This window comes from Burkholderia sp. Bmkn7, from assembly GCF_041103175.1.
GTDB classification, from domain to species: domain Bacteria; phylum Pseudomonadota; class Gammaproteobacteria; order Burkholderiales; family Burkholderiaceae; genus Burkholderia; species Burkholderia cepacia.
Window position 1 is genome coordinate 660,385 of the sequence record NZ_JBGCUH010000002.1, and the last position, 23,669, is coordinate 684,053.

At 66.1% G+C, this 23,669-nt stretch carries 22 protein-coding genes and 1 pseudogene; 12 read left to right on the plus strand and 11 right to left on the minus strand.

Features of this window, described 5'->3' with window-relative positions:
- Positions 1-105: 105 nt before the first annotated feature.
- Together AB3K92_RS08865 and AB3K92_RS08870 are read right to left on the minus strand one after the other, a co-directional pair.
- Entirely contained in the window at positions 106-693 is a 588-nt protein-coding gene (locus tag AB3K92_RS08865; protein ID WP_059587098.1) for a DUF4410 domain-containing protein, read from the minus strand.
- Positions 694-951: 258 nt separating this feature from the next.
- Complete coding sequence (locus tag AB3K92_RS08870) at positions 952-1,959, minus strand: hypothetical protein (RefSeq protein ID WP_369464847.1); 1,008 nt, start codon at positions 1,957-1,959, stop codon at positions 952-954.
- Between the two features lie 193 nt (positions 1,960-2,152).
- Here AB3K92_RS08870 and AB3K92_RS08875 point away from each other — a divergent pair, with 193 nt between their 5' ends.
- Positions 2,153-2,878: a class I SAM-dependent methyltransferase gene (locus AB3K92_RS08875; RefSeq protein ID WP_104766502.1), complete on the plus strand. Its 726-nt coding sequence runs from the start codon at positions 2,153-2,155 to the stop codon at positions 2,876-2,878.
- A gap of 42 nt (positions 2,879-2,920) precedes the next feature.
- On the opposite strand, the gene AB3K92_RS08880 is transcribed toward AB3K92_RS08875, so the two are convergent.
- The 5 genes from AB3K92_RS08880 to AB3K92_RS08900 all read right to left on the minus strand — a co-directional run bounded on the left by AB3K92_RS08880 (position 2,921) and on the right by AB3K92_RS08900 (position 6,841).
- Positions 2,921-4,264 (minus strand): type II toxin-antitoxin system HipA family toxin, encoded by a 1,344-nt coding sequence (locus AB3K92_RS08880; RefSeq protein WP_059587101.1) that lies wholly within the window; start codon positions 4,262-4,264, stop codon positions 2,921-2,923.
- 2 nt (positions 4,265-4,266) lie between these two features.
- The gene (locus tag AB3K92_RS08885; RefSeq protein WP_042975682.1) at positions 4,267-4,530 is read right to left on the minus strand and encodes a helix-turn-helix transcriptional regulator; all 264 of its coding nucleotides are present in this window, start codon (positions 4,528-4,530) and stop codon (positions 4,267-4,269) included.
- 317 nt (positions 4,531-4,847) lie between these two features.
- Positions 4,848-5,324, minus strand: coding sequence for an N-acetyltransferase family protein (locus AB3K92_RS08890; RefSeq protein WP_369464848.1), 477 nt, complete (start codon positions 5,322-5,324; stop codon positions 4,848-4,850).
- A 157-nt stretch (positions 5,325-5,481) separates the two neighbouring features.
- Positions 5,482-6,477, minus strand: a complete 996-nt coding sequence (locus AB3K92_RS08895) for a zinc-dependent alcohol dehydrogenase family protein (protein WP_059860128.1) — start codon at positions 6,475-6,477, stop codon at positions 5,482-5,484.
- A gap of 61 nt (positions 6,478-6,538) precedes the next feature.
- Positions 6,539-6,841 (minus strand): helix-turn-helix transcriptional regulator, encoded by a 303-nt coding sequence (locus AB3K92_RS08900; RefSeq protein ID WP_048021417.1) that lies wholly within the window; start codon positions 6,839-6,841, stop codon positions 6,539-6,541.
- A 36-nt stretch (positions 6,842-6,877) separates the two neighbouring features.
- Here AB3K92_RS08900 and AB3K92_RS08905 point away from each other — a divergent pair, with 36 nt between their 5' ends.
- Positions 6,878-8,704: an ABC transporter ATP-binding protein gene (locus tag AB3K92_RS08905; RefSeq protein WP_226281695.1), complete on the plus strand. Its 1,827-nt coding sequence runs from the start codon at positions 6,878-6,880 to the stop codon at positions 8,702-8,704.
- 34 nt (positions 8,705-8,738) lie between these two features.
- On the opposite strand, the gene AB3K92_RS08910 is transcribed toward AB3K92_RS08905, so the two are convergent.
- Positions 8,739-9,776, minus strand: a complete 1,038-nt coding sequence (locus AB3K92_RS08910; protein WP_369464849.1) for an aldo/keto reductase — start codon at positions 9,774-9,776, stop codon at positions 8,739-8,741.
- 133 nt (positions 9,777-9,909) lie between these two features.
- Between AB3K92_RS08910 and AB3K92_RS08915 the strand changes: the two genes are divergently transcribed.
- The 8 genes and pseudogenes from AB3K92_RS08915 to AB3K92_RS08950 all read left to right on the plus strand — a co-directional run bounded on the left by AB3K92_RS08915 (position 9,910) and on the right by AB3K92_RS08950 (position 19,940).
- Positions 9,910-10,797, plus strand: a complete 888-nt coding sequence (locus AB3K92_RS08915; protein WP_369464851.1) for a LysR substrate-binding domain-containing protein — start codon at positions 9,910-9,912, stop codon at positions 10,795-10,797.
- Between the two features lie 174 nt (positions 10,798-10,971).
- Positions 10,972-11,271, plus strand: coding sequence for a helix-turn-helix transcriptional regulator (locus tag AB3K92_RS08920; protein ID WP_021160594.1), 300 nt, complete (start codon positions 10,972-10,974; stop codon positions 11,269-11,271).
- A gap of 26 nt (positions 11,272-11,297) precedes the next feature.
- Complete coding sequence (locus AB3K92_RS08925) at positions 11,298-12,650, plus strand: aspartate aminotransferase family protein (protein WP_369464852.1); 1,353 nt, start codon at positions 11,298-11,300, stop codon at positions 12,648-12,650.
- A 239-nt stretch (positions 12,651-12,889) separates the two neighbouring features.
- Entirely contained in the window at positions 12,890-13,357 is a 468-nt protein-coding gene (locus AB3K92_RS08930; protein WP_021160591.1) for a cupin domain-containing protein, read from the plus strand.
- A 328-nt stretch (positions 13,358-13,685) separates the two neighbouring features.
- Complete coding sequence (locus AB3K92_RS08935) at positions 13,686-16,145, plus strand: GH92 family glycosyl hydrolase (RefSeq protein ID WP_369464853.1); 2,460 nt, start codon at positions 13,686-13,688, stop codon at positions 16,143-16,145.
- A gap of 67 nt (positions 16,146-16,212) precedes the next feature.
- Positions 16,213-18,867, plus strand: a complete 2,655-nt coding sequence (locus tag AB3K92_RS08940) for a GH92 family glycosyl hydrolase (RefSeq protein WP_369464854.1) — start codon at positions 16,213-16,215, stop codon at positions 18,865-18,867.
- 78 nt (positions 18,868-18,945) lie between these two features.
- Positions 18,946-19,065, plus strand: a pseudogene (locus AB3K92_RS08945) (MFS transporter); the annotation flags it as partial.
- Positions 19,066-19,118: 53 nt separating this feature from the next.
- Entirely contained in the window at positions 19,119-19,940 is an 822-nt protein-coding gene (locus AB3K92_RS08950) for an SDR family NAD(P)-dependent oxidoreductase (RefSeq protein ID WP_369464855.1), read from the plus strand.
- Positions 19,941-20,174: 234 nt separating this feature from the next.
- Here the strand turns inward: AB3K92_RS08950 and surE are convergent, their stop codons facing one another.
- The 3 genes from surE to AB3K92_RS08965 all read right to left on the minus strand — a co-directional run bounded on the left by surE (position 20,175) and on the right by AB3K92_RS08965 (position 22,186).
- Positions 20,175-20,954 (minus strand): 5'/3'-nucleotidase SurE, encoded by a 780-nt coding sequence (gene surE / locus AB3K92_RS08955; RefSeq protein ID WP_369464856.1) that lies wholly within the window; start codon positions 20,952-20,954, stop codon positions 20,175-20,177.
- A gap of 196 nt (positions 20,955-21,150) precedes the next feature.
- On the minus strand, positions 21,151-21,459 hold the full coding sequence (locus AB3K92_RS08960; RefSeq protein WP_060225747.1) for an AzlD family protein: 309 nt from the start codon (positions 21,457-21,459) through the stop codon (positions 21,151-21,153).
- Entirely contained in the window at positions 21,452-22,186 is a 735-nt protein-coding gene (locus tag AB3K92_RS08965; RefSeq protein WP_048021436.1) for an AzlC family ABC transporter permease, read from the minus strand. The genes AB3K92_RS08960 and AB3K92_RS08965 overlap by 8 nt, the downstream gene beginning before the upstream one ends.
- Before the next feature lie 125 nt (positions 22,187-22,311).
- Between AB3K92_RS08965 and AB3K92_RS08970 the strand changes: the two genes are divergently transcribed.
- The gene (locus AB3K92_RS08970) at positions 22,312-22,770 is read left to right on the plus strand and encodes an Lrp/AsnC family transcriptional regulator (protein ID WP_006749370.1); all 459 of its coding nucleotides are present in this window, start codon (positions 22,312-22,314) and stop codon (positions 22,768-22,770) included.
- Between the two features lie 228 nt (positions 22,771-22,998).
- Positions 22,999-23,568, plus strand: a complete 570-nt coding sequence (locus AB3K92_RS08975) for a hypothetical protein (protein WP_048021440.1) — start codon at positions 22,999-23,001, stop codon at positions 23,566-23,568.
- Positions 23,569-23,669 lie beyond the last annotated feature (101 nt).

Consider the following 23,669-nt stretch of genomic DNA (forward strand, 5'->3'; position numbering starts at 1 on the left):
GTCGACGACGATCGTTGAGTGCGACATCCGCATCGTCGCCGGCGGATGAGCGCGACCGCAGCCGCCCGGCCGGCCGCGCATCGGCGGCCGGCCGGGCGGCGGGCATTACTGCGTCTTCGTCTGCGTGGCGTTCGCCTGTTGCGCGCCGGCCGCCGGTTCGAGCGTCGTCAGCGTCTGCTCGGTGAACTTCTCGTACAGCCAGCTCATGCGCGTATCGTCCATGCCGCCGGCGATGCCGCCGAGCGCGTACGAAGCCGATACCTTGAAGCGGTCGATCTGATGATTGTCGGCGTCGAGCAGCGTCACGGTGCCGTCGACGTGATCGTTGCCCGCCATGAAGCCGAACATGACGGCCGAGAAGCTCGAGCGCACGCGAATGCCGTTGACTTCGACGTTCAGGTGCATTGCATCGGTCGAATCCGCTTTTGCCAGCAGCTTGCGTGCATCCAGCGCGCTTTCGATTTTTTCCTGCAGTTTCTTCGCGTCGAACTTCAGGTTGTCTTTCAATGCTTCCTGCGCGGTGTTGTCGAGCGTGACCTTCACGACCACGGGTTTCGTGCCGAATTTCATCGTTGATGCGGTCACGGCGGCCCCCGCCGGATCGCTGGCGTCGCGTGTCACGCTGCTGGCGCAGCCCGACAGGAAGCCGATCGTCACCAATGCCAGAGCGGCATGACGGAATACAGATTTCATGATTTGGTCTTTTTGGTTCGGGTTATTTGAGATGGCTCTATGGCCGGGCGCGAATCTAGCACAGGGCGATCCGGTTCAAATGGTCGAATAGATCGAACATTCCGTTTGATCCGGATTCGTCGCGGCCTTCGGCGCCGATGCAGACATGCGCCGCTCACGTGACGGGCGATGACGGCGCGCGGTTCACCGTAGCGACGGGTTCCACGCGCAAGCGGGAGGCCGGCTTTCGCCGTGGCCGCACCGGCTATGTGCCCGTCGTCACGGGTTGTTACCCGGCGCCGCGCCGCCGAGCCGATATGCCGTGAAGAATTCGTACCACGGCGAGCCTTCCGCGACGGGCACGTCGAGCGCCGCGGTCCGCCGCTTCAACGCGCCGAACACGTCGTTGATACGCGCGGCCTGCCCCGCATCGTTGAACGGATAGGGCCGTGCCCGGCCGGCCGCGAACGCGCCATATGCAATCGCGAGCAGGCGTGCGCTGTCGTCGGTCGACGCGATCGATCCGTTGATCGCTTCGGCGAGGCGCGGCCGGTCTTCGGCGCGTGATCCGGACAGGCACAGGAATACGATCGCCGACAGTTCGTGCAGGTCCTTCACGCGCAGCAGCGCCGGCAGCCGCGCGACGATTCGCTCGACCGGCTCGTCGCGCAGTGCGTCGCCGAAGTCGAGCACGGCGGTCATCGGGTTCGTGTCCGCTGTCAGGCGATCGAGCGCCGACGGTGCGGCGGACGTGCTGGCGCCGTCCGGCGACTCTGCCGGCGCAGACCGCAACGCATCGGCCACCTGCCGCGTCCATTCCGGGAAGATCATCCGCACGTTGCCGAACTGCTCGCCGCCTTCCGCCGCCGGATTCCATCGATATACGATCGTGCCGCCGCGAATGAACGGCGAATACAGGTGTTCGGGCGTTTGCGGCAGCGGCCGCCGGTTGATCGGCAGCCAGGCGAGCGTCAGCCAGTCGTAGCGGCCAGTAGCGGGCACGGCAGGGCTCGAGCTCGCGACGACCTGCCACGTGCCGCGATTCGCATAGCGGCGGCGCGCGTCGGGCAGCGGGACGGTCCGGCCTTTCGCGGAGTCGAAGTACGTCGTGCCGGTCACGTTCGTGCCGCTGTCCGCGGCCGGCGTGATGGTGGAGATGACCCACGACACGCCGTCCGCCGAGCGGTAGTCGGACGGCTTCAGCGTCGCGACGTCGTGCACCATGCGCGTTTCCGCCGCGACGGAGCTCGGGGGGAGATTGGCGGGCGCGGCCAGGATGCTCGGCATGGGATGTCCTCGGAATCGGGTGCGCATCGCCGGGCGGGGGCGACGCGCGGCGGCGCGGATTGTTTTATGTCACTGTAGAACGTCGCCGCCGGAAACGGAAACCGGCCGCGCGGTGCCGCCTGGTCGCGCGTTCCGCCGCATCGGCTTACCATGCGCATCCTGAGCCAACGACGCCCACCGGGCGGGAGCGCGCATGACCGACACGAAAGCCATCACCGAACACTGGACACAGGTCGCCGACCAATGGATCGGCTGGGCCGGCAAGCCCGGGCACGATGCGTTCTGGAAATACCGCGCGGGGCTCGCGGCCTATATCGGCCGCGACACCGGCCGCGCGCTGGAGATCGGCTGCGGCGAAGGCCGCGTGAGCCGCGAGCTGAAGGCGCTCGGCTACGACGTGACCGCGACCGACGTGGTGCCCGCGATGCTCGACGCCGCCCGGCACGCGGATTCCGCGCATCGCTACGAGCTGGCCGACGCGGCGTCGCTGCCGTTCGACGCGGCCAGCTTCGATCTCGTGATGGCGTACAACGTGCTGATGGATCTCGACGACATGCAGCGCGCGTTGAACGAGGCGCGCCGCGTGCTGAAGCCGGACGGGCTGCTGTTCATCTCGCTCGTGCATCCGTTCCGCGATCGCGGCGGCTTCGCGGGGCCGCAACCCGATGCGCCGTTCGTGCTGAAGGGCAGCTATTTCGGGCGCGAGCACTTCGCCGGCGTGGAAACGCGCGATGGGCTGTCGATGCATTTCGCCGGCTGGTCGCTGCCGCTGCAGGCGTATATGGAAGCACTGGAAGCGGCCGGGTTCGCGATCGTGTCGCTGCGCGAGCCGCCGCCCGATCAGGCCGATACGGATCAACTGAAGCAATGGGCGCGCGTGCCGCTGTTTCTGTGGATCAAGGCGCGGCCGGTGGGGTGAGCGCGACCCGGACGTGTGTCGGTGGGCTGAACTATGCGGGTGTCAGTTGTCCCTGCCGTGATTGGCCAGCAATTCCGAGCGACCAATGACCTCTCTCGTGTTGTCGGCCTTGTCGGCATCCGAGAAACCGGCGGCCTCGATGATTGGCGTGAGCGCTTTGAGTGCGACCTGCGGTTTGGTGCTGCGAAGCGATCCCATCCCTTCGTTCCATGCATGCAGCATCTGTTTGGCGATCCACCGCCACCGCGTCTCGTTTTTTGCTGCTTCGACGATATCTTTCCCTGTCGATACGGCGGAGTCGCACAGCGCTTCGACCATTTCGCGGTATTGCCTTGGCGGGATGCCGAGGCGCGTGTTGAAAAAGCGCTCCAGCGTTTTCCCCGGAGCCCACGTTTTTCGACCTTCGATGCTCAGCCCTGGCGGGTTGTTTGCAAAGCGCGGATAAGCCTCCGTGGTGACGATGTCATAGGCGGGTGTGTAGATGACGTCGTCGATGTTCGAGTAGATGAGTGCGATGTTCTTCGCGTGACAGTCCGCGTTGCGCACGACGTAGTTGGTGATGAGTTGCCAGCCGAGTTGCTCGGCCTCTCGTCGCCAATTGGCGGGGCCGATGTAGGGCTTCGTTGCGTTGAGGACCTGTTCGGTCGACGGGCGGTACTTCTCATGCGGAGGCAGGCCAAGTAGGCTGCAAGCGTCTTCGAGGCCAAGGGCTGGTTTGCCTTGTTCGTCGATGTCGAACCGGTCGACGACGAGCACACGGCCGTCGTCCGACATCGTGGTCTTCGCTACTCGGGCGGCCCCGAGTCTTGCCAGCACCTGCATCGAGTAATGCTCATTGAAACCGAGATAGGGCGTTTGCTCGTCGGATCCCTTGACGATGTGCCGGCTCGTGCGTAGCGTTTGCTTGCCTACGGGTGCCTGGCCTGACCGGAGTTCAGGCGCAAGGAATTTGGGTACGGCGCCTGAAATGGCGGCGCGAGCGTAATACCGCACGAGTTCCGCAAAGCGGGCGGTCGTGATGTCTTCGTGCAGCAGGCTCTTCAGGTCGAGCGGGTCGAGCTCGCCGCCAGGGGGGCCGCCTTCGGGTGTGACTGTTACCCGGCCGATACCGGAGCCGCCGATGATGGCCAGGAGCGAGAGGTCGGTTCCGTCGAGATAAGGGCCGAACTCTTCGCGAATCACTTGAAAGAGAAACCCTTCGGGCAGGTTCTGCCGGAAGAAGGGATGCAGGTCGCGAGGCCAGACCCAGGCATCTTCGCGAACGGGCATGGTCAGGCTGGCAAAGTCGGCGTCGAGGGCGTCTGCGGTGTAGCGCAACGCATAGTCGTCCGCTTGGCGGTAGAGGTGAGCAACGAGTTTGCCTTTGACATACACGTGGAGGCGCATGGTCACGTATCTCCCATCGTGCGCTGTTCGGCCAGCACGTCATCGAGCGTGCGCCCGTGTCCGCGCTTCACGACGCGCAGGTCGTAGCCGGCGGCCTCAAGGAGGCGGACGAGCGCAGATACGCTCATGTCGCCTCGTGCAAGTGTCTCCATGCGTGCGAGCGTCGTGCGTGCGACACCGGCGTGCTCAGCCAGCTCACTCTGAGAAAGTCCCGCCGCGTGGCGGGCATCCCTCAGCATTTCTCCCACATCGGCCAATGTTGTCATTTGTAGCCCCAAGGCATCAGAAAGCGCCAAACCGGCTTTAATTGTAGCCCTTCTGCTACAAAATGGCATGCAAGGATTGTAGCCTCAGGGATACAAAAATGGATGTAACCGGAGATTTTGTGTCTCGAGGGCTACCAAGCTGCCGAGGTAACCGCGACTGTGATCGATCGTGGCATTCATCATGGCATTCAATCGGGCGGGCTTATCCAGGGGCTGACGCTGGTTGGTGTTCCTGCATTCAGCGCGTTGAAGAAAGGGGCGCGCATGCCGTCGTCTTCGCGGGGCAAGGTGGCAGATGGGCGCCCGGCCGCGCGTACTCAGCGCAACAACTCCTTCCGGTAGAGCACGGCTCCCGGCTTGTCCGCGACGGTGTCGTAGAGGCGCATCGCCGTGTGGTTCGATTCGTGCGTCTGCCAGGACACGCGTTCGGCGCGATGCGCACGCGCGGTTTCGTACACGGCTTCGATCAGCGCGCGGCCGACGCCCTTGCCGCGCTCGCTGTCGAGCGTGAACAGGTCCTGCAGGTAGCAGACCGGCCCGGCGTGCGTCGTGCTGCGGTGATACAGGAAATGCACGAGCCCGACGAGCTTGCCGTCACGTTCCGCGACGAAAGCATGGACAGGCTCGTAGCCGTCGAAGAAGCGCGACCACGTGAGCTGCGTGATGCGCAGCGGCAGGGCCGTATCGTCGAAGCGGCCGTAGAAGCGGTTGTAGCCGTCCCATAGCGGCAGCCACTGGTCGTAGTCGTTTTCAGTGACCGCGCGTACGGTCAGTCCTGTGTCGTCGGCATTCATGTTGTTGGCGAACCTTTCGATGAGAAGGGCGCGCGCCGCCGGTCCGGCCGGCGCGTCGCAGGTCTCTACGATAGGAAGCTCGCGGCACCATGGGTAGGCCCATGGCGACAGCATTTCATGGTGCCACGGCCAACGGTCGAGCATCCGCGCAACAGGATCATGAAGACCCGTCGACACGGCCGGGATGAGCCAATGGCTCGACCGCGATCGCGATCTTTCCGCGAACACCGTGGCGGGGACTTTCCAGCCGGGCATGGGCGAGCGGGATATCGGCAAGGGAATAGACGGCGCCGACGTGTGGCCGCAGCTGTCCGCGCGCAACCAATGCGCTCAGCTCATCCAGCTTGCCACGGTTTTGCCTCGTGAAAACGAAGTGATAGCTCGCGTTCTTGCCCCAGGCCTGAATGACGTTTTGCGGCTGTGCGATGTCCACGATCGTGACGACGCGGCCAAGCTGTGCGAGCGCGTCGGGGCTGCGCGACAAGGTGTTGCCGCCGATGGTGTCGAACACGACGTCGACTCCGCGGCCACCCGTGGTCCGCATGACGGCGTCGACGTAATCGTCCTTTTCGTAGTCGATGACCTCGTCGGCCCCCAGACTTCGGGCGAATTCGACGTTGGCTGCGCGCACGGTCGTGAACACCCTCGCGCCGATGGCTTTGGCGAGCTGGATCGCCACATGGCCGACGCCTCCCGCGCCACCGTGTACCAGAATGCTTTCCCCCACGCGCAGCGCCGCACGCACGACCAGTGCTTCCCATGCCGTCCCGCCGACCAGGGTCAGGCTTGCCGCTTCGAGATGGCTCAGTGACGGCGGCTTCTTCCCGACGATGTTTTCGGCGGCGACGTGGTACTCGGCATAACTGCCCGGCCCGTCGAAGATTTGCGGGGTGTACCAGACTTCGTCTCCCGGAGAGAAGGCCGTCACACCCGGCCCGACTGCTTCGACCACGCCGGAGACGTCATGCCCGGTAATGGCCGGCAGCGGCACCAGGTCGGGATAGTCGCCGCGCCGGACCTGGTAATCCAGCGGGTTGATGGACGTCGCATGGACGCGAACCAGGACTTGTCCCGCGAGCGGCACGGGCTTGGGTACGTCACTCAGTTCGAACGATTCCGGGCCGCCAAATGATTTGAGCATGAGCGCTTTCACTGGAACTCCTTGTTTCGATAAAAAGGGATATCGGGAATTATCGATATGATGCGGCAAAAAATTACAGCTCTTTGCCAATGGCCTTGGCAAGCGCACTGATGGCTGCTTCGTTGCGCTTGTAGTAGGTCCACTGACCGATGCGCCTGACCTCGACCAGGCCGGCGCGTTGCAGCGTGGCAAGATAATCGGACACCGTCGACTGCGACAGCCCGACACCCTCCTGAATGCTGCTGACGCAAACGCCCACCGTGAGCACGTCCCCTTCGTCCTGTGGAGGGAAGTTTTTCACGGGATCCTTCAAGCCTTGGAGGATCTCGAGACGTGTCCGGTTCGAGAGGGCCTTGAAAATGTCGAGCAATTCCATGGCGCGGAGTATATCGAGATTTACCGATATGTCAATGTGAGGGACATCCGCCGTTTGGTAGCGTCCACGGCCAACCGGTCTTCGAAGGCCTCGTGTTGCTGCCGCCATGCCGCCCGAACGCCGCCGTGTCTTTTCTTTCGGTCTGTTAGACTTTTCGGCCGTCTGTCGCCATCCGGGTCGCCCCCGGTTTTTCGCGTCATGAACGAACACCACGCGCCGAATCCGATTGCCGAGGTGCTGCGAGCCTACTGGAAGGCCGATCGCTGGATGCTGCTGACGGTCGCGGCGGTCGTCGTGCTGTCGAGTGCGAGCGCCGTCGCCGCGCCCTATCTGTTCTCGCGCCTGATCGACGCGCTGTCGCATCGCGGCGTGCTCCATGCGCTGATCCCGGGCTTTGTGCTCTATGCGGTGTTGCTGGGCCTGTCCAGCGCGCTGCAACGCGTGGTGCAGTACCTGTCCTTCATGAGTTCCGAGAATCTCGGATTCATCACCGGCACGCGCTTCTTCGAGCGCATCCTGAAGAAGACCACGGCCTTCTTCGTCGAACACAATCCGGCTGAAATCCAGAATGCGAACGAACGCGGCAGCCGCGCGCTGTCGGTGCTCGTGCAACTCGCGCTGATGGACCTGATTCCCGGCACGCTTCAGATCGTGCTGACGCTCGCCACGCTCGGCGCGCTGATCAATTTCGAGGTCGTGGCCATCACGGCCGCCTACGGCGCGGTCGCAGTGACGATCGCGATCGTTGCCGCGCGGCGCTCGCGCGCGTTTCTCGACCGCGCCATCGAGGCCGGGCAGGAGAATGCGCGTTTCGTCGGCGGCGCGATCAATGCGATGGAGACGCTTCGGCATTTCGGCAGCCATCGGTGGATGAGCGAACGTTTCTCCGAGAAAGCGCGCGTCGAGCGCGACAGCTGGCGCGCATACGTGCTGCAGCACGTCGGCTATCTCGCGCTGCTGGGTCTCGGCCTCGCGGTCCAGTTCTCGGTGACGTTCTGGTTGCTGCTGCCGCGCCATGAGGCCGGTGCGCTGTCGATCGGCGACATCGTGCTGTTCAACACGTTGCTGTTGCAACTGAACCTGCCGTTCGAAATGCTCGCGCGCTCGATCGACGAGAGTGCGCGCTCCCGCGCGGCCCTCGTGCCGTTCGCGGCGCTCTGGACGGCACCCGAGGAGCGGCAGGTGTCGCACGCATCGGCGTTCGTGCCGCGCGAAGGGCGCGTGGTGTTCGATCATGTCGGCTACGCATACGGCAACGGGCGCGGCGTGACCGATGTCGATTTCGTCGCCGAGCGCGGGGCCGTCACGTTCATCGTCGGCGAAACGGGGGCGGGGAAATCGACGATCTTCAAGCTGGCGCTGAAGTCGATCGAACCGACCGGCGGGCGCATTCTCGTCGACGGCGTCGATCTCGCGGACATCGACCGCGCCGACTGGTACGCTGCCGTCGCCGTCGTGCCGCAGGACGTAGTGCTGCTGAACGAAAGCCTGGAGGACAACATCCTGCTCGGCCGGCCGCACGATGCTCGGCGTTTGCGGGAAGCCGCTGCGAGGGCCACGATCCTGACGTTCATCGACGGCCTGCCGGACGGCTTCCACACGACGGTGGGCGAGCGCGGGCTGAAGCTGTCCGGCGGCGAGCGCCAGCGCATCGCGATCGCCCGGGCGCTGTACGGCAACCCGACCGTACTGTTTCTCGACGAGGCGAGTTCCGCGCTGGATGAAGCGACGGAGCGCGACATCATGGAACACGTGCGACTGCTCGCCCGCGATGTCACGGTGATCGCGATCACCCACCGGCGCTCGGTCATCGGCGCGACCGACAAGGTCGTGCGGCTCGGCCACGCAGGCGTGCCGGCCTGACACAGGCACGCAACCGCGTCGCCGCTACCGTCCCTTACCCGCGCATCGGCGGATTGAGCCGCGCGAACGCCGCCTGCCGGCGATACGGGAAGTACGGATAAGGCGCTTCGACAGCACTCGCCGCATCGAGCTTCGCGACCTGCGCATCGGTCAGCGCCCAGCCTGCCGCGCCGAGGTTCTGGCGCAACTGTTCCTCGTTGCGCGCGCCGATGATCACCGACGACACGGTCGGCCGTTGCAGCAGCCAGTTCAGCGCGATCTGCGGCACCGTCTTGCCGGTTTCCTCCGCGATCGCGTCCAGCACATCGACCACGTCGTACAGGCGTTCTTCGTCGACCGGCGGCCCGTAGCTCGCCGTTTCGTGCAGGCGGCTGCCTTCGGGCAGCGGTGCGTTGCGCCGGATCTTGCCGGTGAGCCGGCCCCAGCCGAGCGGGCTCCACACGAGTGCGCCGAGGCCCTGGTCGGCGCCGAGCGGCATCAGGTCCCACTCGTAGTCGCGGCCGACGAGCGAGTAGTAGACCTGGTTCGCCACGTAGCGCGACCAGCCGTGCCAGTCGGCCACAGCCAGCGACTTCATGATCTGCCAACCCGCGAAGTTCGACACGCCGATGTAGCGCAGCTTGCCCGCGCGCACGAGATCGTCGAGCGTCGACATCACTTCCTCGACCGGCGTGCCCGCGTCGAACGCATGAAGTTGCAACAGGTCGATGTAGTCGGTGTCGAGGCGGCGCAGCGCGTGGTCGACCGCGCGGACCAGTCGCGCGCGCGACGTGCCCGCGTCGTTCGGGCCGTCGCCGGTCGGCAGGCCCGTCTTCGTCGAGATCAGCACCTGGTCGCGACGTCCCTTGATCGCGGCGCCGAGCACGCGCTCGGATTCGCCGTCCGAATACACGTCGGCCGTGTCGAACAGGTTCACCCCGGCTTCGAGGCAGATGTCGATCAGGCGGCGCGCTTCGTCGACGCCCGTGTTGCCCCATGCGCTGAACAGCGGGCCGGTGCCGCCGAATGTGCCGGCGCCGAAGCTCAGGACGGGAACCTTGAGGCCGGAGCGGCCGAGGGTGCGGTATTCCATGGCGGGGTTTCCTGTGGATGATCGAAGCGCTGGGGTGGACGGCCGTGACATCGAGCGTTGCCGCACTGTATCGCTTGCGGACATTTCGGATAATCGGGCAGGCTTCGAAAATATCCTTCGGAAGGAGCGAACAATGCTGCTCGACAATCTCGCGCTGTTCCTGCGCATCGTGGAGAAGGGCGGGCTGGCCGCGGCGGGCCGCGAGGTCGGGCTGTCGCCGGCCTCGGTGTCCGAGCGACTGACGGCGCTCGAGCGCCACTACGGCGCGGCGCTGCTCACGCGCACGACGCGCGCGATCAGCCTGACCGACGAGGGCCGCACGCTCGTCGACGGCGCGCGGCGCCTGCTGGCCGAAGCCGACGAACTCGAAAGCCGCGTGCGGCTGGGCGTGCAGACGCTGTCGGGGCCCGTGCGGCTGAGCGCACCGGCCGATCTCGGGCGCGAGCGCGTCGTGCCGGTCGTCGATGCGTTCCTGGCCGAGCACCCGGGTGTGACGGTCGACCTGCATCTCGGCGACGGTTACGTCGATCTCGTCGGCCAGGGGCTCGATTTCGCGATTCGCCGCGGCACGCTCGCGGACAGTTCGCTGCGCAGTCGCTCGCTCGGCCGCGCGCGGCGCGTGGTATGCGCGTCGCCTGCGTATCTCGCCGCGCAAGGCACGCCAACGCATCCGGACGATCTCGTTTCTCACGACTGCATCGTGATGCGTTTCGGGCCGGACCTGTATGCCGAATGGCCGTTCAGCATCGATGGCGAAGCGAAGCGCGTGATGGTACGCGGCCGGCGCGTGGCCAACGACGGCGCGCTCGTGCGGGCGTGGTGCATCGCGGGGCATGGCGTCGCGCTGAAGTCGCTGGTCGACGTCGAGCAGGATCTGGCGTCCGGCGCGCTCGTCGAGATCCTTCGCGATTTCTCGCCGGGCGATGTCGACTTGCAGATCGTCTATCCCGGCAGTGCCGCGCAGCCGAGACGCGTGCGTGCGCTGATCGAGCGGATGGCGCAGGCACTGACTGCGGCGTGATGCAGATTACACGGGCTGTCGCGAAACGTTGAAGCAGCGATCCCGCTGCGCTTGCATCGCGTGTCGACGCAACGCCCCTACCCACCACATCGCCAGCCGAAATCGTCCTTCAAACCGATTGCCCACATTTCGTCATTTAGCTAATATTCGAAACGTCAAACGAAACCGCACCCCATGGACGACGTTACCCGCATCAGCGCTTTGGCCAACGAAAGCCGTCTGGCCGTGATGCGCTGGCTCAAGCAGCCGCGCAAGCATTTCCCGCCGCAACCGCACGGCGACTTCGACGAGCTCGGCGTGTGCTGCACGTACATCACCGAGAAGCTCGGCATCGCGCCGGCCACGACCACGCGCCACATGCGCATCCTCGCGGATGCCGGGCTCGTGCGGGCGACCCGCGTCGGCAAGTTCACGTACTACAAGCGGATCGACGGCGCGCTGCAGCAGCTCGGCCAAGATCTCTCGCAACTCTGATTCCATTTCCCCCCGAGGCAACCGACATGGACGAACTTGCACTGCTGGCCGACGCCGACCGGCGCGCGCACGCGTATCTGGCCGCAACCGGCGAGCGACGCGCGTTTCCCGACGCGGCCGCGCTGGCCGGCCTCGCCGCCTTCGACGAGCCGCTGCCCGACGCGGGCCGCCCGGCCGACGACGTGCTGCGCCTGCTCGACGAGTACGGCACGCCCGCGACGGTCGCGTCGAACGGCCCGAACTACTTCGGCTTCGTGATCGGCGCGGCGCTCCCGGCTGCTGCCGCGGCCGAGCGACTGATGCTCGCGTGGGACCAGTGCGCGTCGTCGTACGCGAATTCGCCGGTCGCGGCGACGATCGAACGTCAGGCCGCGCGCTGGGTCGTCGATGCGCTCGCGTTGCCCGAAGGCAGCGCGGTCGGCTTCGGCACGAGCGCGACAGCCTGCACGCTCGTCGCGCTGGTGGCCGCGCGGCGTGCGCTGCTCGCGCGCAAGGGCTGGGATATCGACGAGGACGGGCTGATCGGCGCGCCCGAAGTGAAGGTCGTGATTTCCGCGCTCGCGCACATCACGGTGAAGAAGGCGCTGCGCGTGCTCGGCTTCGGGATGAAGCGCATCGTCGTCGCGCCGGTCGATGCGCACGGCCGCATCGACCCCGCCCAGTTGCCGCCGCTCGACGACATGACGATCCTCTGCGTGCAGGCCGGCGAAGTGAACACCGGCGAATTCGATCCGTTCGCGGCGCTGATTCCGCCCGCGAAGGCGGCCGGCGCATGGGTGCACGTGGACGGCGCGTTCGGCCTGTGGGCACGCGCATCGTCCAAGCGCGCGCTGACGGACGGCATCGACGGCGCGGACAGCTGGACGACCGACGGCCACAAGTGGCTCAACACGCCGTACGACGGCGCGATGGTGATCTGCCGCGACGCGGCGGCGCTCGCCACCGCGATGAACAGCGACGCCGTCTACCTGAGCGGCGCGCAGGATGCGCAGAAGAACCTGAACCTCGAATTCTCGCGGCGGGCGCGCGGCATTCCCGTGTGGGCTGCGTTGCGTGCGCTCGGCCGCGCCGGCGTGGCGACGATGGTCGAGCGACATTGCGCGCAGGCGGCGCGGGTTGCGGACGGCCTGCGTGCGGCCGGTTACGACGTGCTGAATCGCGTCGTGCTGAACCAGGTGCTCGTGCGCGCCGGCACCGACGACGAAACCGCGGCGATCCTCGAAGCCGCACAGGCATCGGGCGACGTGTGGTTCGGCGCGACCGTGTGGCAGGGGCGGCCGGCGTTCCGGATCAGCGTGTCGTCGTGGCGCACGGAAGATGCGCACATCGATCGGCTCATCGCGTTGCTGACGGCGTTGCGCGGCGTGCACGTGCGCTGAGCGTCACGCGGCCTCCGCGTCCGTCAGGTTGGCGGGCGCAACCTTCATGCATGCGATGACGTGCAGCGCGGCGCGCACCATTCGCATCGATGCGCTCGCGCAACGAACGGGGGTGTGTGAGCCGCGTGCGACAGCGGTGCGAATGCCACGTCTGCCGGCGTGAAAATGTCGGACAATAGCCGCTCGCGCGCCGCGCCGGCGCAGCGTTCAACCGATGCATTCACGCTTGCGAGACCCCCATGTCGACTCCCTTTCCCCGGGAACTGCTGAAGGCCGCCGATATCGCGAAGATGGAACCGACGCGCGAGGTGCATTCGCTGAATCCCAATGCCGTCCGCCTCAAACGACAACTCAGCGACCTGACCGGCCTGACGCAATTCGGTGTTCACCTGCTCACGCTGATGCCCGGTCACGAATCGGCCGAGTATCACCGTCACCTGTACGAGGAAGAATTCGTCTACGTGCTGTCCGGCACGGGCTCCGTCACGATCGGCGAACGCGTCAGTGAAATCGGGCCCGGTGATTTCATCGGCTTTCCGCGTGGCGGTGAAGCGCACACGGTGCAGAACACCGGCGATGCGCCGCTGGAACTGCTCGTCGGCGGACAGCGACTCGAACACGATGTCTGCGAATACCCGCGTATCGGCAAGCGGCTTTATATCGCCGGCGAGCTTGAAGACTACGTCGAGCTGCCGAAACAGCCCTGATTGCCAATCGCATTCGCAATGTCGAATTCCGTATAAAAAACCGAATCAATTACATATTGTTTAGATAAACAAAATAAAAATTCGTAAAAATACGGGGTAGAGAAACCACGTTTATTTGGGCACGCTTGTGTGCATTGTCCGTTCCCGGGTGCCGGCATGTCGACCTGCCGGCATGTCTTTTTCGGGCATCCGGGTACGGAAATAAATACACGCGTCCGGCAGTTTCGACCGATTGACCGCGTACGCGACAAGTCACGAAAAGATTCCTGATTTAAAGCTCAGTAGTTCGAACCAACAGCTTGATTCAAGAACGAAACGGAGACAGGCGATGTCGAGGAACTGGGGGTTGGGAGCGGCGCTGCTGGCGCTCTGCGTTGGCCTGGCTTCGTGCGGGGGCGATGGCGATTCGCCGTCGGCAGCCGCTTCGAATCTGTCGGCCGCGGCGCAGTCGCAAGGCAACGAAGACGGCAACGGCGGCAACGGCAATGGAAACGACAACGGCAACGCAGCAGCGAAGAAGAACGCCGACATTCGTGTCGTTCAGTACGTCAATCCGCTGATCGGCACCGACTACGCGACCGACCAGCCGGCCGACCCGGTCGGCTCGGGTCTGGGCGGCGGCACGTTCCCGGGGCCGACGGTCCCGTTCGGGATGATGCAGTGGAGCCCGATGACGCCCACCGCGCAATACGACAGCCGCAAAGGCGACGGTTCCGGCTTCTCCGGCGGCTACTGGTACGGCGACACGTCGATCAACGCATTCAGCATCCTGCACCTGAGCGGCACCGGCTGCTGGGCGAACGGCGGCTACCTGAACGTGATGCCGCAACTCGCGCCCGGCGACGCCGGCACGCCGGCCAGCTTCAGCCACGCGAACGAAACCGTGCAGGCCGGTTATTACGGTGTCACGCTCGGCAACGGCATCAAGGCCGAGCTGACGACGACGCTGCGCACTGGCTTCGCGCGCTTCACGTATCCGGCACTCGCGCAGGGCCAGCAGGCGACGATCGCGATCGATCCGACCGTGCTGAACAATCGCGCGCAAGGCTCGACGGGCGACACGATCAGCCAGGTCGGCGACCGCGCGTTGTCCGGCACGATCGCGGGCGGCGGATTCTGCTGGGCCGGGCATGCGGTACCCGTCTACTACTACGCGGAATTCAGCCAGCCGTTCGCGGCGAAGCCGGCGCTGTCGAACGACAGCCCCGTGGCGTTGACGTTCAATGTCGACCGCAAGCACCCGGATGTGATGATGAAGCTCGGCATTTCGTTCGTCAGCGAAGCGAATGCGAAGGCGAACCTGCTCGACGAGAATCCGGGCACCGACGCGCAAGGCAACCGGAACTGGCGTTTCGACAAGGTACGCAGCGCGGCGAGCGCCGCGTGGAACGCGCGCCTGAACGCGATCCAGGTCACGGGCGGCAGCGATGCCGACAAGACGAAGTTCTACACCGCGCTCTATCACGCTTCGCTGCACCCGAACGTGTTCAACGACGTGAACGGCCAGTATCCGGACTTTTACGCGTCGAACGGCGCGTCGGCCGCGCCGACGCGTCAGGTCGAGCGAGGCCGCACGATGTACGCGAACTTCTCCGGCTGGGACATCGACCGCTCGTTCATGCAGCTTCAGGCATTGCTCGATCCGGTGCGGACCAGCGACATCGTGCAGTCGCTCGTGCTCGATGCAAAAGCGTGCGGCGCGTTCCCGCGCTGGGCGTACTTCAATACCGAGACGGCCGTGATGCCGGGCGATGCGGGATCGATCATCGTCGCGAACGCGCATGCGTTCGGCGCGACGAACTTCGACACGCAGGCCGCGCTGTCGATCATGAAGCGCAGCACGTCACCGGGCGCCGCATGTGCCGGCACGCCGGTGATGGCCAGCCGCGCGGATTACGACCGGCTCGGCTACGTGCCGTCGTCGGGCCCGGGCGACAACCAGACCGCGTCGAACACGCTCGAATATGCGGTGCGCGACTTCGCGGTGTCGCGCTTCGCGACGGCGCTCGGCGATACGGCGACGGCCGGCACGCTGCTGAAGTCGAGCGGCAACTGGCAGAACCTGTTCGACAGGAATGCGATCCAGCCGAAGACCGCGGCGGGCGCGTGGGTCACCGACGGCACCGGTTTCATGGAAGGCAACTCGGAGCAGTACACGTGGTACGTGCCGCACGATCTCGGTGGCGTGGTCGCGCAGGCCGGCGGCGCCGCATCGGTCGTCAAGCGGCTCGACACGTTCTTCACGCACCTGAACATCGGCACCGTGCAGCCGTATTTCTACGTCGGCAACGAAGTGACGATGGCCGCGCCGTGGGTCTATGCGTGGGCCGGCGCGCCGTCGCATACGCAGCGCGTGCTGCACGCGTCGCTCGCGAACGCGTTCGGCACCGGTGCGGCCGGGCTGCCCGGCAACGACGATCTCGGTGCGATCTCGGGCTGGTACGTGTGGGCCGCGCTCGGTCTCTACCCGGTCGTGCCGGGCGTGAGCGGCGTCGCGCTGTCGAGCCCGCAGTTCGAGAAGATCGTCGTGCGCGTCGGGCAGCAGGACGGCAGCTACCGCCTGCTGCACATCGTCGCGCCGGGCGCGGGTTCGGGCGATGCCGCGTCGTTCTACGTGAAGTCGCTGAAGCTGAACGGCGCACCTTACCCGACCGCGTGGCTGCCGTTCGAGCACATCGCGAAGGGCGGAAAGCTGTCGTATTCGATGACGGCCGACGCGAGCGCGGCGACGTGGGGCACCGACGCATCCGCGATGCCGTCGTTCCCGCAGGCGGCCAGCGCGCCGTAACGGTCGAGAAGATCAACGAGCGGTTCTTGCCGACAGGATCGACGCAGAGAGAGGGAGGGACGAACGGATGAAGCTACGTCATGTGGTGGGTATCGGGTGCCTTGCCGTGTTGTCGGGGTGCGGGGGCGATCAGGCTTCGACGGATGCGAGCGTGCTCGCGCAGATGTCGAACGCGCAGGGCAACCGGAACGATCAGGGCAACCAGAACGACCAGAACGACCAGGGCGAGAACGGCGGCGCGGGCAAGCGATCGGTGCTGCGCAGCGTCGATCCGATGATCGGCACCGCGAACCTCGACATCAACGCGGACTGGGGCAGCGGCGTTCGCGGCCACGGCCACGTGTACCCGGGCGCGACCGTGCCGTTCGGGATGGTGCAGCTCGGGCCGGACACGACCGGCGGCGCGCACACGCTGCCGTGGAACTGGGATCGCACGTCCGGCTATCAGTACGACGATCCGCTCATCACCGGCTTCACGCATACGCACCTGTCGGGCACCGGCATCGGTTCGGGCGGCGAAGTGCGGTTCCTGCCGACGCTGGCGCCGGTCGACACCGCGACGCTGGCCAAGGTGGCCGCCGATGCGTCGATCACCTACAACGCGTCGTTCAGCCACGACGACGAAACCGCGAGCCCCGGTTACTACCGCGTGAAGATGGCACCGGCCGGCAGCGGCAACACGCCATGGAACGTGAAGGGCGCGAAGATTCTCGCGGAGATGACGGCCACCGCGCATGCGGGTGTGCATCGCTACACGTATTTCCCGAGCGCGGCAGCACAGAAGCGCAGCATGATCGTCAGCATCGACAACCCGACCGGCGGCTCGACCGCGAGCGGCAAGATCCAGGTCATCGATGCGCAGACGATCGCCGGCTGGGAGATCACGAACAACTGGGCGAACAACAAGCCGACGTATTTCGTCGCGCGTTTCTCGAAGCCGTTCGATACGAAGCACGTCGCGTTCAGCGCCGACGGCTTCAAGGCCTACCTGACGTTCGCCGACGGCAACGACAGCGGCGCGGTTACGGTGAAGGTCGGCATCTCGCCGTCGAGCATCGCGGATGCACAGGCCAATCTCGCCGCGGAAGTCGGCGCGAAGTCGTTCGACCAGGTGCGCGGCGCCGCCGAACGCGTGTGGGCCGACGCGCTCGGACGGATCAGGATCAAGGGCGGCAGCGCCGACCAGCGGACGATGTTCTATACGTCGCTGTATCGCACGATGCTCGCGCCGACCGTCTACAACAACGCGGACGGCAGCTACGTCGGCACCGATTCGACCAACGACGGCACGACGTCGCCGCCGACGACGAGCAAGCATGCGAATCCGGGCTTCGATTATTCGTCGACGTTCTCGCTGTGGGACACCTTCCGCGCCGAGTCGCCGTTGATGACGCTGGTACAGCCCGAGCGCGTCGACGGCTGGGTCAAGTCGCTGCTCACGCAGTTCAGGCAGAACGGCAAGGGCGAGCTGCCGGTGTGGCCGCTCGCGCAAACGGAAACCTTCACGATGGCCGGCCACCCGTCGATCCCGCTGATCGCCGATGCGTACCTGAAGCACCTGACGAGCGCGGGCATCGACGACATCTGGGCCGCGTTGACGACCACGCAGGGCGCGAGCGCGCACGGCTTCGACCAGTACCGCCAGCGCGGCTACGTGGTCGCGGGCGACAACGCATCGGTGTCGACGACGCAGGACTATGCGTTCGACGACTGGGCGACGGCCGCGGTCGGCAAGGCGGCGGGCAAGAGCACGGCCGACTACCGGCCCTACCTGCAGCGCAGCCAGAATTACCGGAACGTGTTCAACCCGACGCTGAACAACGGCTGGAAGTTCTCGCAGCCGAAGGATGCGCAGGGCAACTGGGTGGCGGGCTTCGACCCGACGGCGGCGGAGAAGACGGACTTCTCCGAATCGAATGCGTGGATCGATACGTGGAACATTTTCCACGACTTCCCGGGGCTCGTTGCGTTGCTCGGCGGGAAAAGCCAGTTCATCGCGCAGCTCGATCGCACGTTCGATCCGGCCAACCCGCTGACCTTCCTCGACAACCAGGGCTTTCCGGACCTGACCGGCCGCAGCGGCCAGTTCTTCGCCGGGAACGAGCCGGCGAACCATCTGCCGTACCTGTACGACGTCGCGGGCATGCCGTCGAAGACGCAGGACCGCGTGCGCACGGTGATGGACGACATGTACTCGCTGACGTTGACGGCCGGCGATCGCGCGCTGCTCAGCGGCGACAGCCTGAAGGCCGCGCTGGCCGACCCGCGCCGCGTGCGCGATTCGGCCATTCCCGGCAACGACGATTGCGGGCAACTGTCCGCGTGGTACGTGCTGTCCGCGCTTGGCATCTATTCGCTGAATCCGGTGGGCGGCGTGTTCTACCTTGGCACGCCGCTGTTCGAGGAAGCGACGATCGACATCCCGGTCGCATCGGGCGGCGGAGACGGCGGTGCGTTGAAGTTCGGCAAGTCGCGGCGCTTCACCGTGACCGCGCACACGGCCGGCGGCGGCGCGCCGTCGTCGGTCAATCGCTATGTGCAGTCGGTGAGCCTGAACGGCGTGCCGCTGCATCGGCCGTACATCACCTACGACGAAATGAAGGCCGGCGGCACGCTCGATTTCGTGATGGGGGCGACGCCTAACGATGGTTGGGTCAGCCAGTGGAACGGCCAGGATCCGAACAGCGCGCTCGCGCCTTCGCTGGCGTTGGCAGCGAAGTAGCAGCAGGCAACAGCGAGCGGCCCGCCTCGATGCGGGCCGAATGGCTTCGTCCGGTGGTGCCGGTTTCGAGCGGATCGCATCCTGGAGGCCGTCTGTCCGGCCGTGTGGGGCAGTTGCCGGATCGTCACCGGGCCGCTGAGCGACTGCTGGGGCCGCAAGGGGCTGATCGTCGCCGGGATGTGGGTGCCGGCGGCCGGGTGTGCGCCGATCGCGCTTATGATGCGGGAACGCCACTGACAGGGGTCCCCGACATGGACGCGCCGCTTCCGCCGATTTCTGCCCCGATTCCCGAAACGGAACCTGAAACCGAAACCGTCGCCGAGCCGCGCGCGTCGCGGCTGCATCGGCCGGTCGCGCTCGTCACCGGATCGACGTCGGGCATCGGCGCGGCGATCGCGCGCCGCCTGGCGGCGGACGGTTATGCGGTGATCCTGCATTCGCGCAGTTCGGCGGACGTGGGGCGAGCAATGGCGCGCGAGCTCGGCGCGGCCTACGTGCAGGCCGATCTCGCCGACGATGCCGAACGCGTGCGGCTGATCCGCGACGCCCTGGCCGTGCACGGGCGGCTCGACGTCCTCGTCAACAATGCGGGCGTCAGCCGCGTGATTCCGCATGACGACCTTGCCGCGGCGACGCCCGACGTGTGGCGTGAGATGCACGAGATCAACGTGATCGCGCCATTCCGGCTCGTCGCCGAAGCGGAGGCCGCGCTGCGTGAGGCGGCGTCGCACGGGCGGGCCGGGTGCGTCGTGAACGTCAGTTCGCATGCGGGCGTGCGGCCGAAGGGCGCGTCGATTCCCTATGCGGCCGCGAAGGCCGCGCTCAATCACACGACGCGGATGCTCGCGCGCACGCTCGCGCCGGCGATTCGCGTCAACGCGGTCGCACCGGGGCTCGTCGATACGCCGCTCACGGCCGACTGGACGGACGCGCAGCAGCTCTGGCGCGAGCGCGCGCCGATGCGCCGGGCGGCGGCGCCGGATGACATCGCGCAGACGGTCGCGATGCTCGTCGCGTCTGATTACGTGACGGGCGAGATCGTGATGCTTGATGGGGGAATGAACCTGACGTGATGGGGTGAAGTGGTGATGCAGTGATGCGGTGATGCGGTGATGCAGTGATGCAGTGATGCGGTAATGCGGTAGTGCGGTGATGCGGTAGTGCGGTGATGCAAGTGATGTGGGGATAAAGCGTCGCGGTGTGGTGGCGATGCGGTGATGTCGTGATGCAATGTCGCGGCCGAACAGCCGCGCGCAAGAATCATGCACGCGATTGCCGCGACCGCTTTTTTTGCCTCCGTACGCGGATCAGCCGAGGCGCGACCGCAGTTGCGCGAGCGCGTGATCGTGCGTGCGCTCGAACTTCAGCGGCGTGACGGCGACATACCCTTCGCCGAGTGCGACCGTTTCCGAATCCGGATCGTCCTCACGCGGCGCGCGAGCGAGTTTCAGCCAGTGATAGTCGATCTCGCGCGGATCGCGGCCCGACACGATCTCGACGCCCTGCAGCGTACCGGCCCCCTGGTTCGTCACCTTCAGGCCGCGCACGTCCTCGGCCGGCCGCGCCGGGAAATTCACGTTGAGGCACGCGTCGCTGTCCCAGCCGGCGGCGACGAGCCGGCGAATGACGTCCGGCGCGAGCGCCAGCGCGGTGCCCCACGGCACCGCATTGCGATCGGTGAAGGCCTGGCTCAGCGCGATGGCCGGCACGCCGACCAGCATGCTCGTCATCGCGGCGCCGACCGTGCCGGAGAACACCGTTTCGGTGCCGAGGTTCGCGCCGCGATTCACGCCGGACAACACGACGTCGGGCCGCGCATCCTTCATCAGGTGGCTGATCGCGATCGCGACGCAGTCACCGGGCGTGCCGCGCACAGCGAAACGGCGTTCGCCCTTGCGATGCACGCGCAGCGGTTCGTGCAGGCTCAGCGAATGCGACGTGCCGCTCTGGTCTTCCGCCGGCGCGACGATCCACACTTCGCGCGCCAGTTGCGTGGCGTCCTGTTCGAGCACTTCAAGGCCGGGGGCGTCGAATCCGTCGTCGTTGGTGAGCAGGACACGATCGAACAGCGGGCGGGTTTCTTGCATCGGGACGATCCTCGCAGGTAGGCAATGAGGGGAGATGGCATCGCGGGTACACCCGCAAGGCTAGCATCCCGTCGCGACGCCTGTCGTGCCACGCAGCACCTTGCACCGTGCGCGCATGCGAAAACGGGCGCATCGCGCGCCCGTTCTCGGGTTCGGCAGACCGCCGATGCGGCGGGACGGATCGGCGTTACCCGCGTTATCCGAGCACGTGCCGCAACACGCCGGCCGACACGACGCCGACGATGACAGTCGGCAGGATCGACAGGCGTGTCGCCGCGAGCAGCGTAATGGCCAGTGCGAGCAGGTCGGCCGGGCGCGTCGACACGAAGGCCGGCGCGATCACGGAGATCAGCACGCAGCCGGGCACGTTTTCCATCACCGACGCCATGCGCGGGCTCAGCGTGCGGTTGCGCAGCAGCACGTAGCCGAGGATGCGCGACAGGTAAGTCGTCGACGCCATCAGCACGATCGTGACGACCGTGTTGAGATCCGGTAAATCAGGCATCGCGCGGCTCCCACAGCAGCGCGGCGATCAGCCCCGCGCAGGCGCCGGCCGCGACGTACCACGCGCCGGGCACGGCCAGGTGCGTGGCCGCCGCGACGACGAGGCTCACGAACCACGGGCGGCTCGCGCGCATCCCTTTCCACATCCCGCGCAGCAGCACCAGGAAGACGGCCGTGAACGCCATGTCGAAGCCGTACTGCTCGACGTCGCCGATCGTCGGGCCGACCGCCGCGCCGAGCGTGGTCATCGAGATCCATGTCAGGTAGAGCCCCACGCAGATACCGGCGTAGTAGGGCACGCTGATGTGGGTGGCCGAGCGCGCCCGGGCGTCGGCGAGCGACATCGCCCAGCTTTCGTCGCACATGAAGAACAGCGCGAAGAACGCGCGGCGGCGCGGCAGGCGGCGGATATACGGCGCGAATGCGGCGCCCATCAGGATGTGGCGCGAATTCACGAGGAACGACATCGCGACGATCAGCGCGATGTGCGGCGGCGACGTCCACAGGTGGATCGCCGCGAATTCGGAGCCGCCGCCGAAGTTCATGCCGGTCATCATCGGCACCTCGAACAGGCTCAGCCCTTTCTGCGCGGCCTGCGCGCCCAGCACGAGCGCGAACGGCACGAAACCCAGCATGACGGGCAGCGCCGCGCGCAATCCGCGGCCCATCTCGGCGACATAGGCGGGCTTGTCGCGAAGCCCTGACGACGTTGAAACGCTACTGCTCATTACTCCTCCTTCGGGGGAGGGATTGTCTGCTTTTTTGACTCGAATCGGGTTGCGTTGTGGCCATGATTTTCGGAGAATTTGGCATCGAACGAAGGATTTGGGAATTTCTTGGAATCGGATGCCAAATGAAACTTGACGCCATCGACCGCCGGATCCTGAGCGCGCTCCAGCGCGACGGCCGCATGCAGAACGTGGAACTCGCGCACGAGGTCGGGTTGTCGCCATCGCCGTGCCTGCGGCGCGTGCGGCTGCTCGAGGAAGCCGGCGTGATCGAGAAATACGTGGCCGTGCTGAATCCCGCGAAAGTCGGCAAGGGCCTGACGATCTTCACGCGCGTGTGGCTGAAGGGGCAGGACGCGGAATCCGTGAACCGTTTCGCCGACGCCGTCCAGCAGATGCCGGAAGTCGTCGAATGCCACCTGATGGCGGGCGACTGCGATTTCCTGCTGCGCGTCGTCGCGGCCGATATCGACGACTACCGGCGCTTCCAGATGGAAACCCTCACGCGCATCCCCGGCGTGCTGAGCGTGAAGACGGACATTCCGATGCAGAAGGTCAAGCTGACGTCGGCGCTGCCGACGTAACGCGACGCGGGCGCGCGGAGTTGCGACGACGGGTCGACGAACGGTCACGGCTCGGTGACAATCGCCCGATAGACTGACGCATCGCGCCGCTTCGGGCATGTCGCCCGTGTTGTCGCACGGCGTTCGATGCGCAAGCAACTAACGGTCAATGTCGACGCAAATGGGCAGGCGGCGCCGCGCGCCGGGTCATGCGCCGGCGCGGGTACGTTCCTTCTTGTCGGGCCATTCATGCAGCCATTCAACAATCCGTGGAATTCGCTGGAAATCGTCAAGCTCGTGCTCGGCGTGCTGACGCCGTTGTCGGTCGCGTGTCTCGGCTGGCTCGTCGCGCGCCGGCTGAAGCGCCTTGAACTGGTGCAATGGACCAACCAGCGATTGATCGAGAAGCGGCTCGCGCTGTACGACGCGGTCGCGCCGCAGCTCAATGCATTGCTGTGCTTCTACACGTGGATCGGCTACTGGAAGGACATCTCGCCGGACGACGTGATCCGCGCCAAGCGCGAGCTCGACCGCACGTTCCACATCTATCGTTACCTGTTCGACGACGACGTGTACGACGCGTATCACACGTATATCCATGCGCTGTTCGACATGCATACGGGCCCGGGCCGCGATGCGCGGATCCGCTCGCTGATCCAGGCGCCCGACGGCGACCGCAGCCTGCACGGTTCGTATGAGTGGAAACCGGTGTGGTCCGACCGTTTCGCGACGGCGAATGTCGTGCCGAAGGACGACGTGCTGCGCCACTACACGCAGTTGATGGAACGGCTGCGCGTGGCGCTGGGCGCGACGCGCTGAAGGCGGCGGCGCCCGCGCGCCGCCTCACCCCGGTATCGAAATCCGCCACCGGGCGGCGCGAATACCTGGCCTCGCACACGAAGCGGATGCGGAGTCCGGCC

Coding starts and splice junctions, on each gene's coding strand:
- AB3K92_RS08970 (WP_006749370.1), top strand. CDS start 22,312: ATGAAACTTGACGCCATCGACCGCCGGATCCTGAGCGCGCTCCAGCGC.
- AB3K92_RS08940 (WP_369464854.1), top strand. CDS start 16,213: ATGAAGCTACGTCATGTGGTGGGTATCGGGTGCCTTGCCGTGTTGTCG.
- AB3K92_RS08875 (WP_104766502.1), top strand. CDS start 2,153: ATGACCGACACGAAAGCCATCACCGAACACTGGACACAGGTCGCCGAC.
- AB3K92_RS08890 (WP_369464848.1), bottom strand. CDS start 5,324: ATGAATGCCGACGACACAGGACTGACCGTACGCGCGGTCACTGAAAAC.
- AB3K92_RS08900 (WP_048021417.1), bottom strand. CDS start 6,841: ATGGAATTGCTCGACATTTTCAAGGCCCTCTCGAACCGGACACGTCTC.
- AB3K92_RS08885 (WP_042975682.1), bottom strand. CDS start 4,530: ATGACAACATTGGCCGATGTGGGAGAAATGCTGAGGGATGCCCGCCAC.
- AB3K92_RS08870 (WP_369464847.1), bottom strand. CDS start 1,959: ATGCCGAGCATCCTGGCCGCGCCCGCCAATCTCCCCCCGAGCTCCGTC.
- AB3K92_RS08925 (WP_369464852.1), top strand. CDS start 11,298: ATGGACGAACTTGCACTGCTGGCCGACGCCGACCGGCGCGCGCACGCG.
- AB3K92_RS08880 (WP_059587101.1), bottom strand. CDS start 4,264: ATGCGCCTCCACGTGTATGTCAAAGGCAAACTCGTTGCTCACCTCTAC.
- AB3K92_RS08915 (WP_369464851.1), top strand. CDS start 9,910: ATGCTGCTCGACAATCTCGCGCTGTTCCTGCGCATCGTGGAGAAGGGC.
- AB3K92_RS08930 (WP_021160591.1), top strand. CDS start 12,890: ATGTCGACTCCCTTTCCCCGGGAACTGCTGAAGGCCGCCGATATCGCG.
- AB3K92_RS08935 (WP_369464853.1), top strand. CDS start 13,686: ATGTCGAGGAACTGGGGGTTGGGAGCGGCGCTGCTGGCGCTCTGCGTT.
- AB3K92_RS08975 (WP_048021440.1), top strand. CDS start 22,999: ATGCAGCCATTCAACAATCCGTGGAATTCGCTGGAAATCGTCAAGCTC.
- AB3K92_RS08960 (WP_060225747.1), bottom strand. CDS start 21,459: ATGCCTGATTTACCGGATCTCAACACGGTCGTCACGATCGTGCTGATG.
- surE (WP_369464856.1), bottom strand. CDS start 20,954: ATGCAAGAAACCCGCCCGCTGTTCGATCGTGTCCTGCTCACCAACGAC.
- AB3K92_RS08865 (WP_059587098.1), bottom strand. CDS start 693: ATGAAATCTGTATTCCGTCATGCCGCTCTGGCATTGGTGACGATCGGC.
- AB3K92_RS08965 (WP_048021436.1), bottom strand. CDS start 22,186: ATGAGCAGTAGCGTTTCAACGTCGTCAGGGCTTCGCGACAAGCCCGCC.
- AB3K92_RS08910 (WP_369464849.1), bottom strand. CDS start 9,776: ATGGAATACCGCACCCTCGGCCGCTCCGGCCTCAAGGTTCCCGTCCTG.
- AB3K92_RS08920 (WP_021160594.1), top strand. CDS start 10,972: ATGGACGACGTTACCCGCATCAGCGCTTTGGCCAACGAAAGCCGTCTG.
- AB3K92_RS08950 (WP_369464855.1), top strand. CDS start 19,119: ATGGACGCGCCGCTTCCGCCGATTTCTGCCCCGATTCCCGAAACGGAA.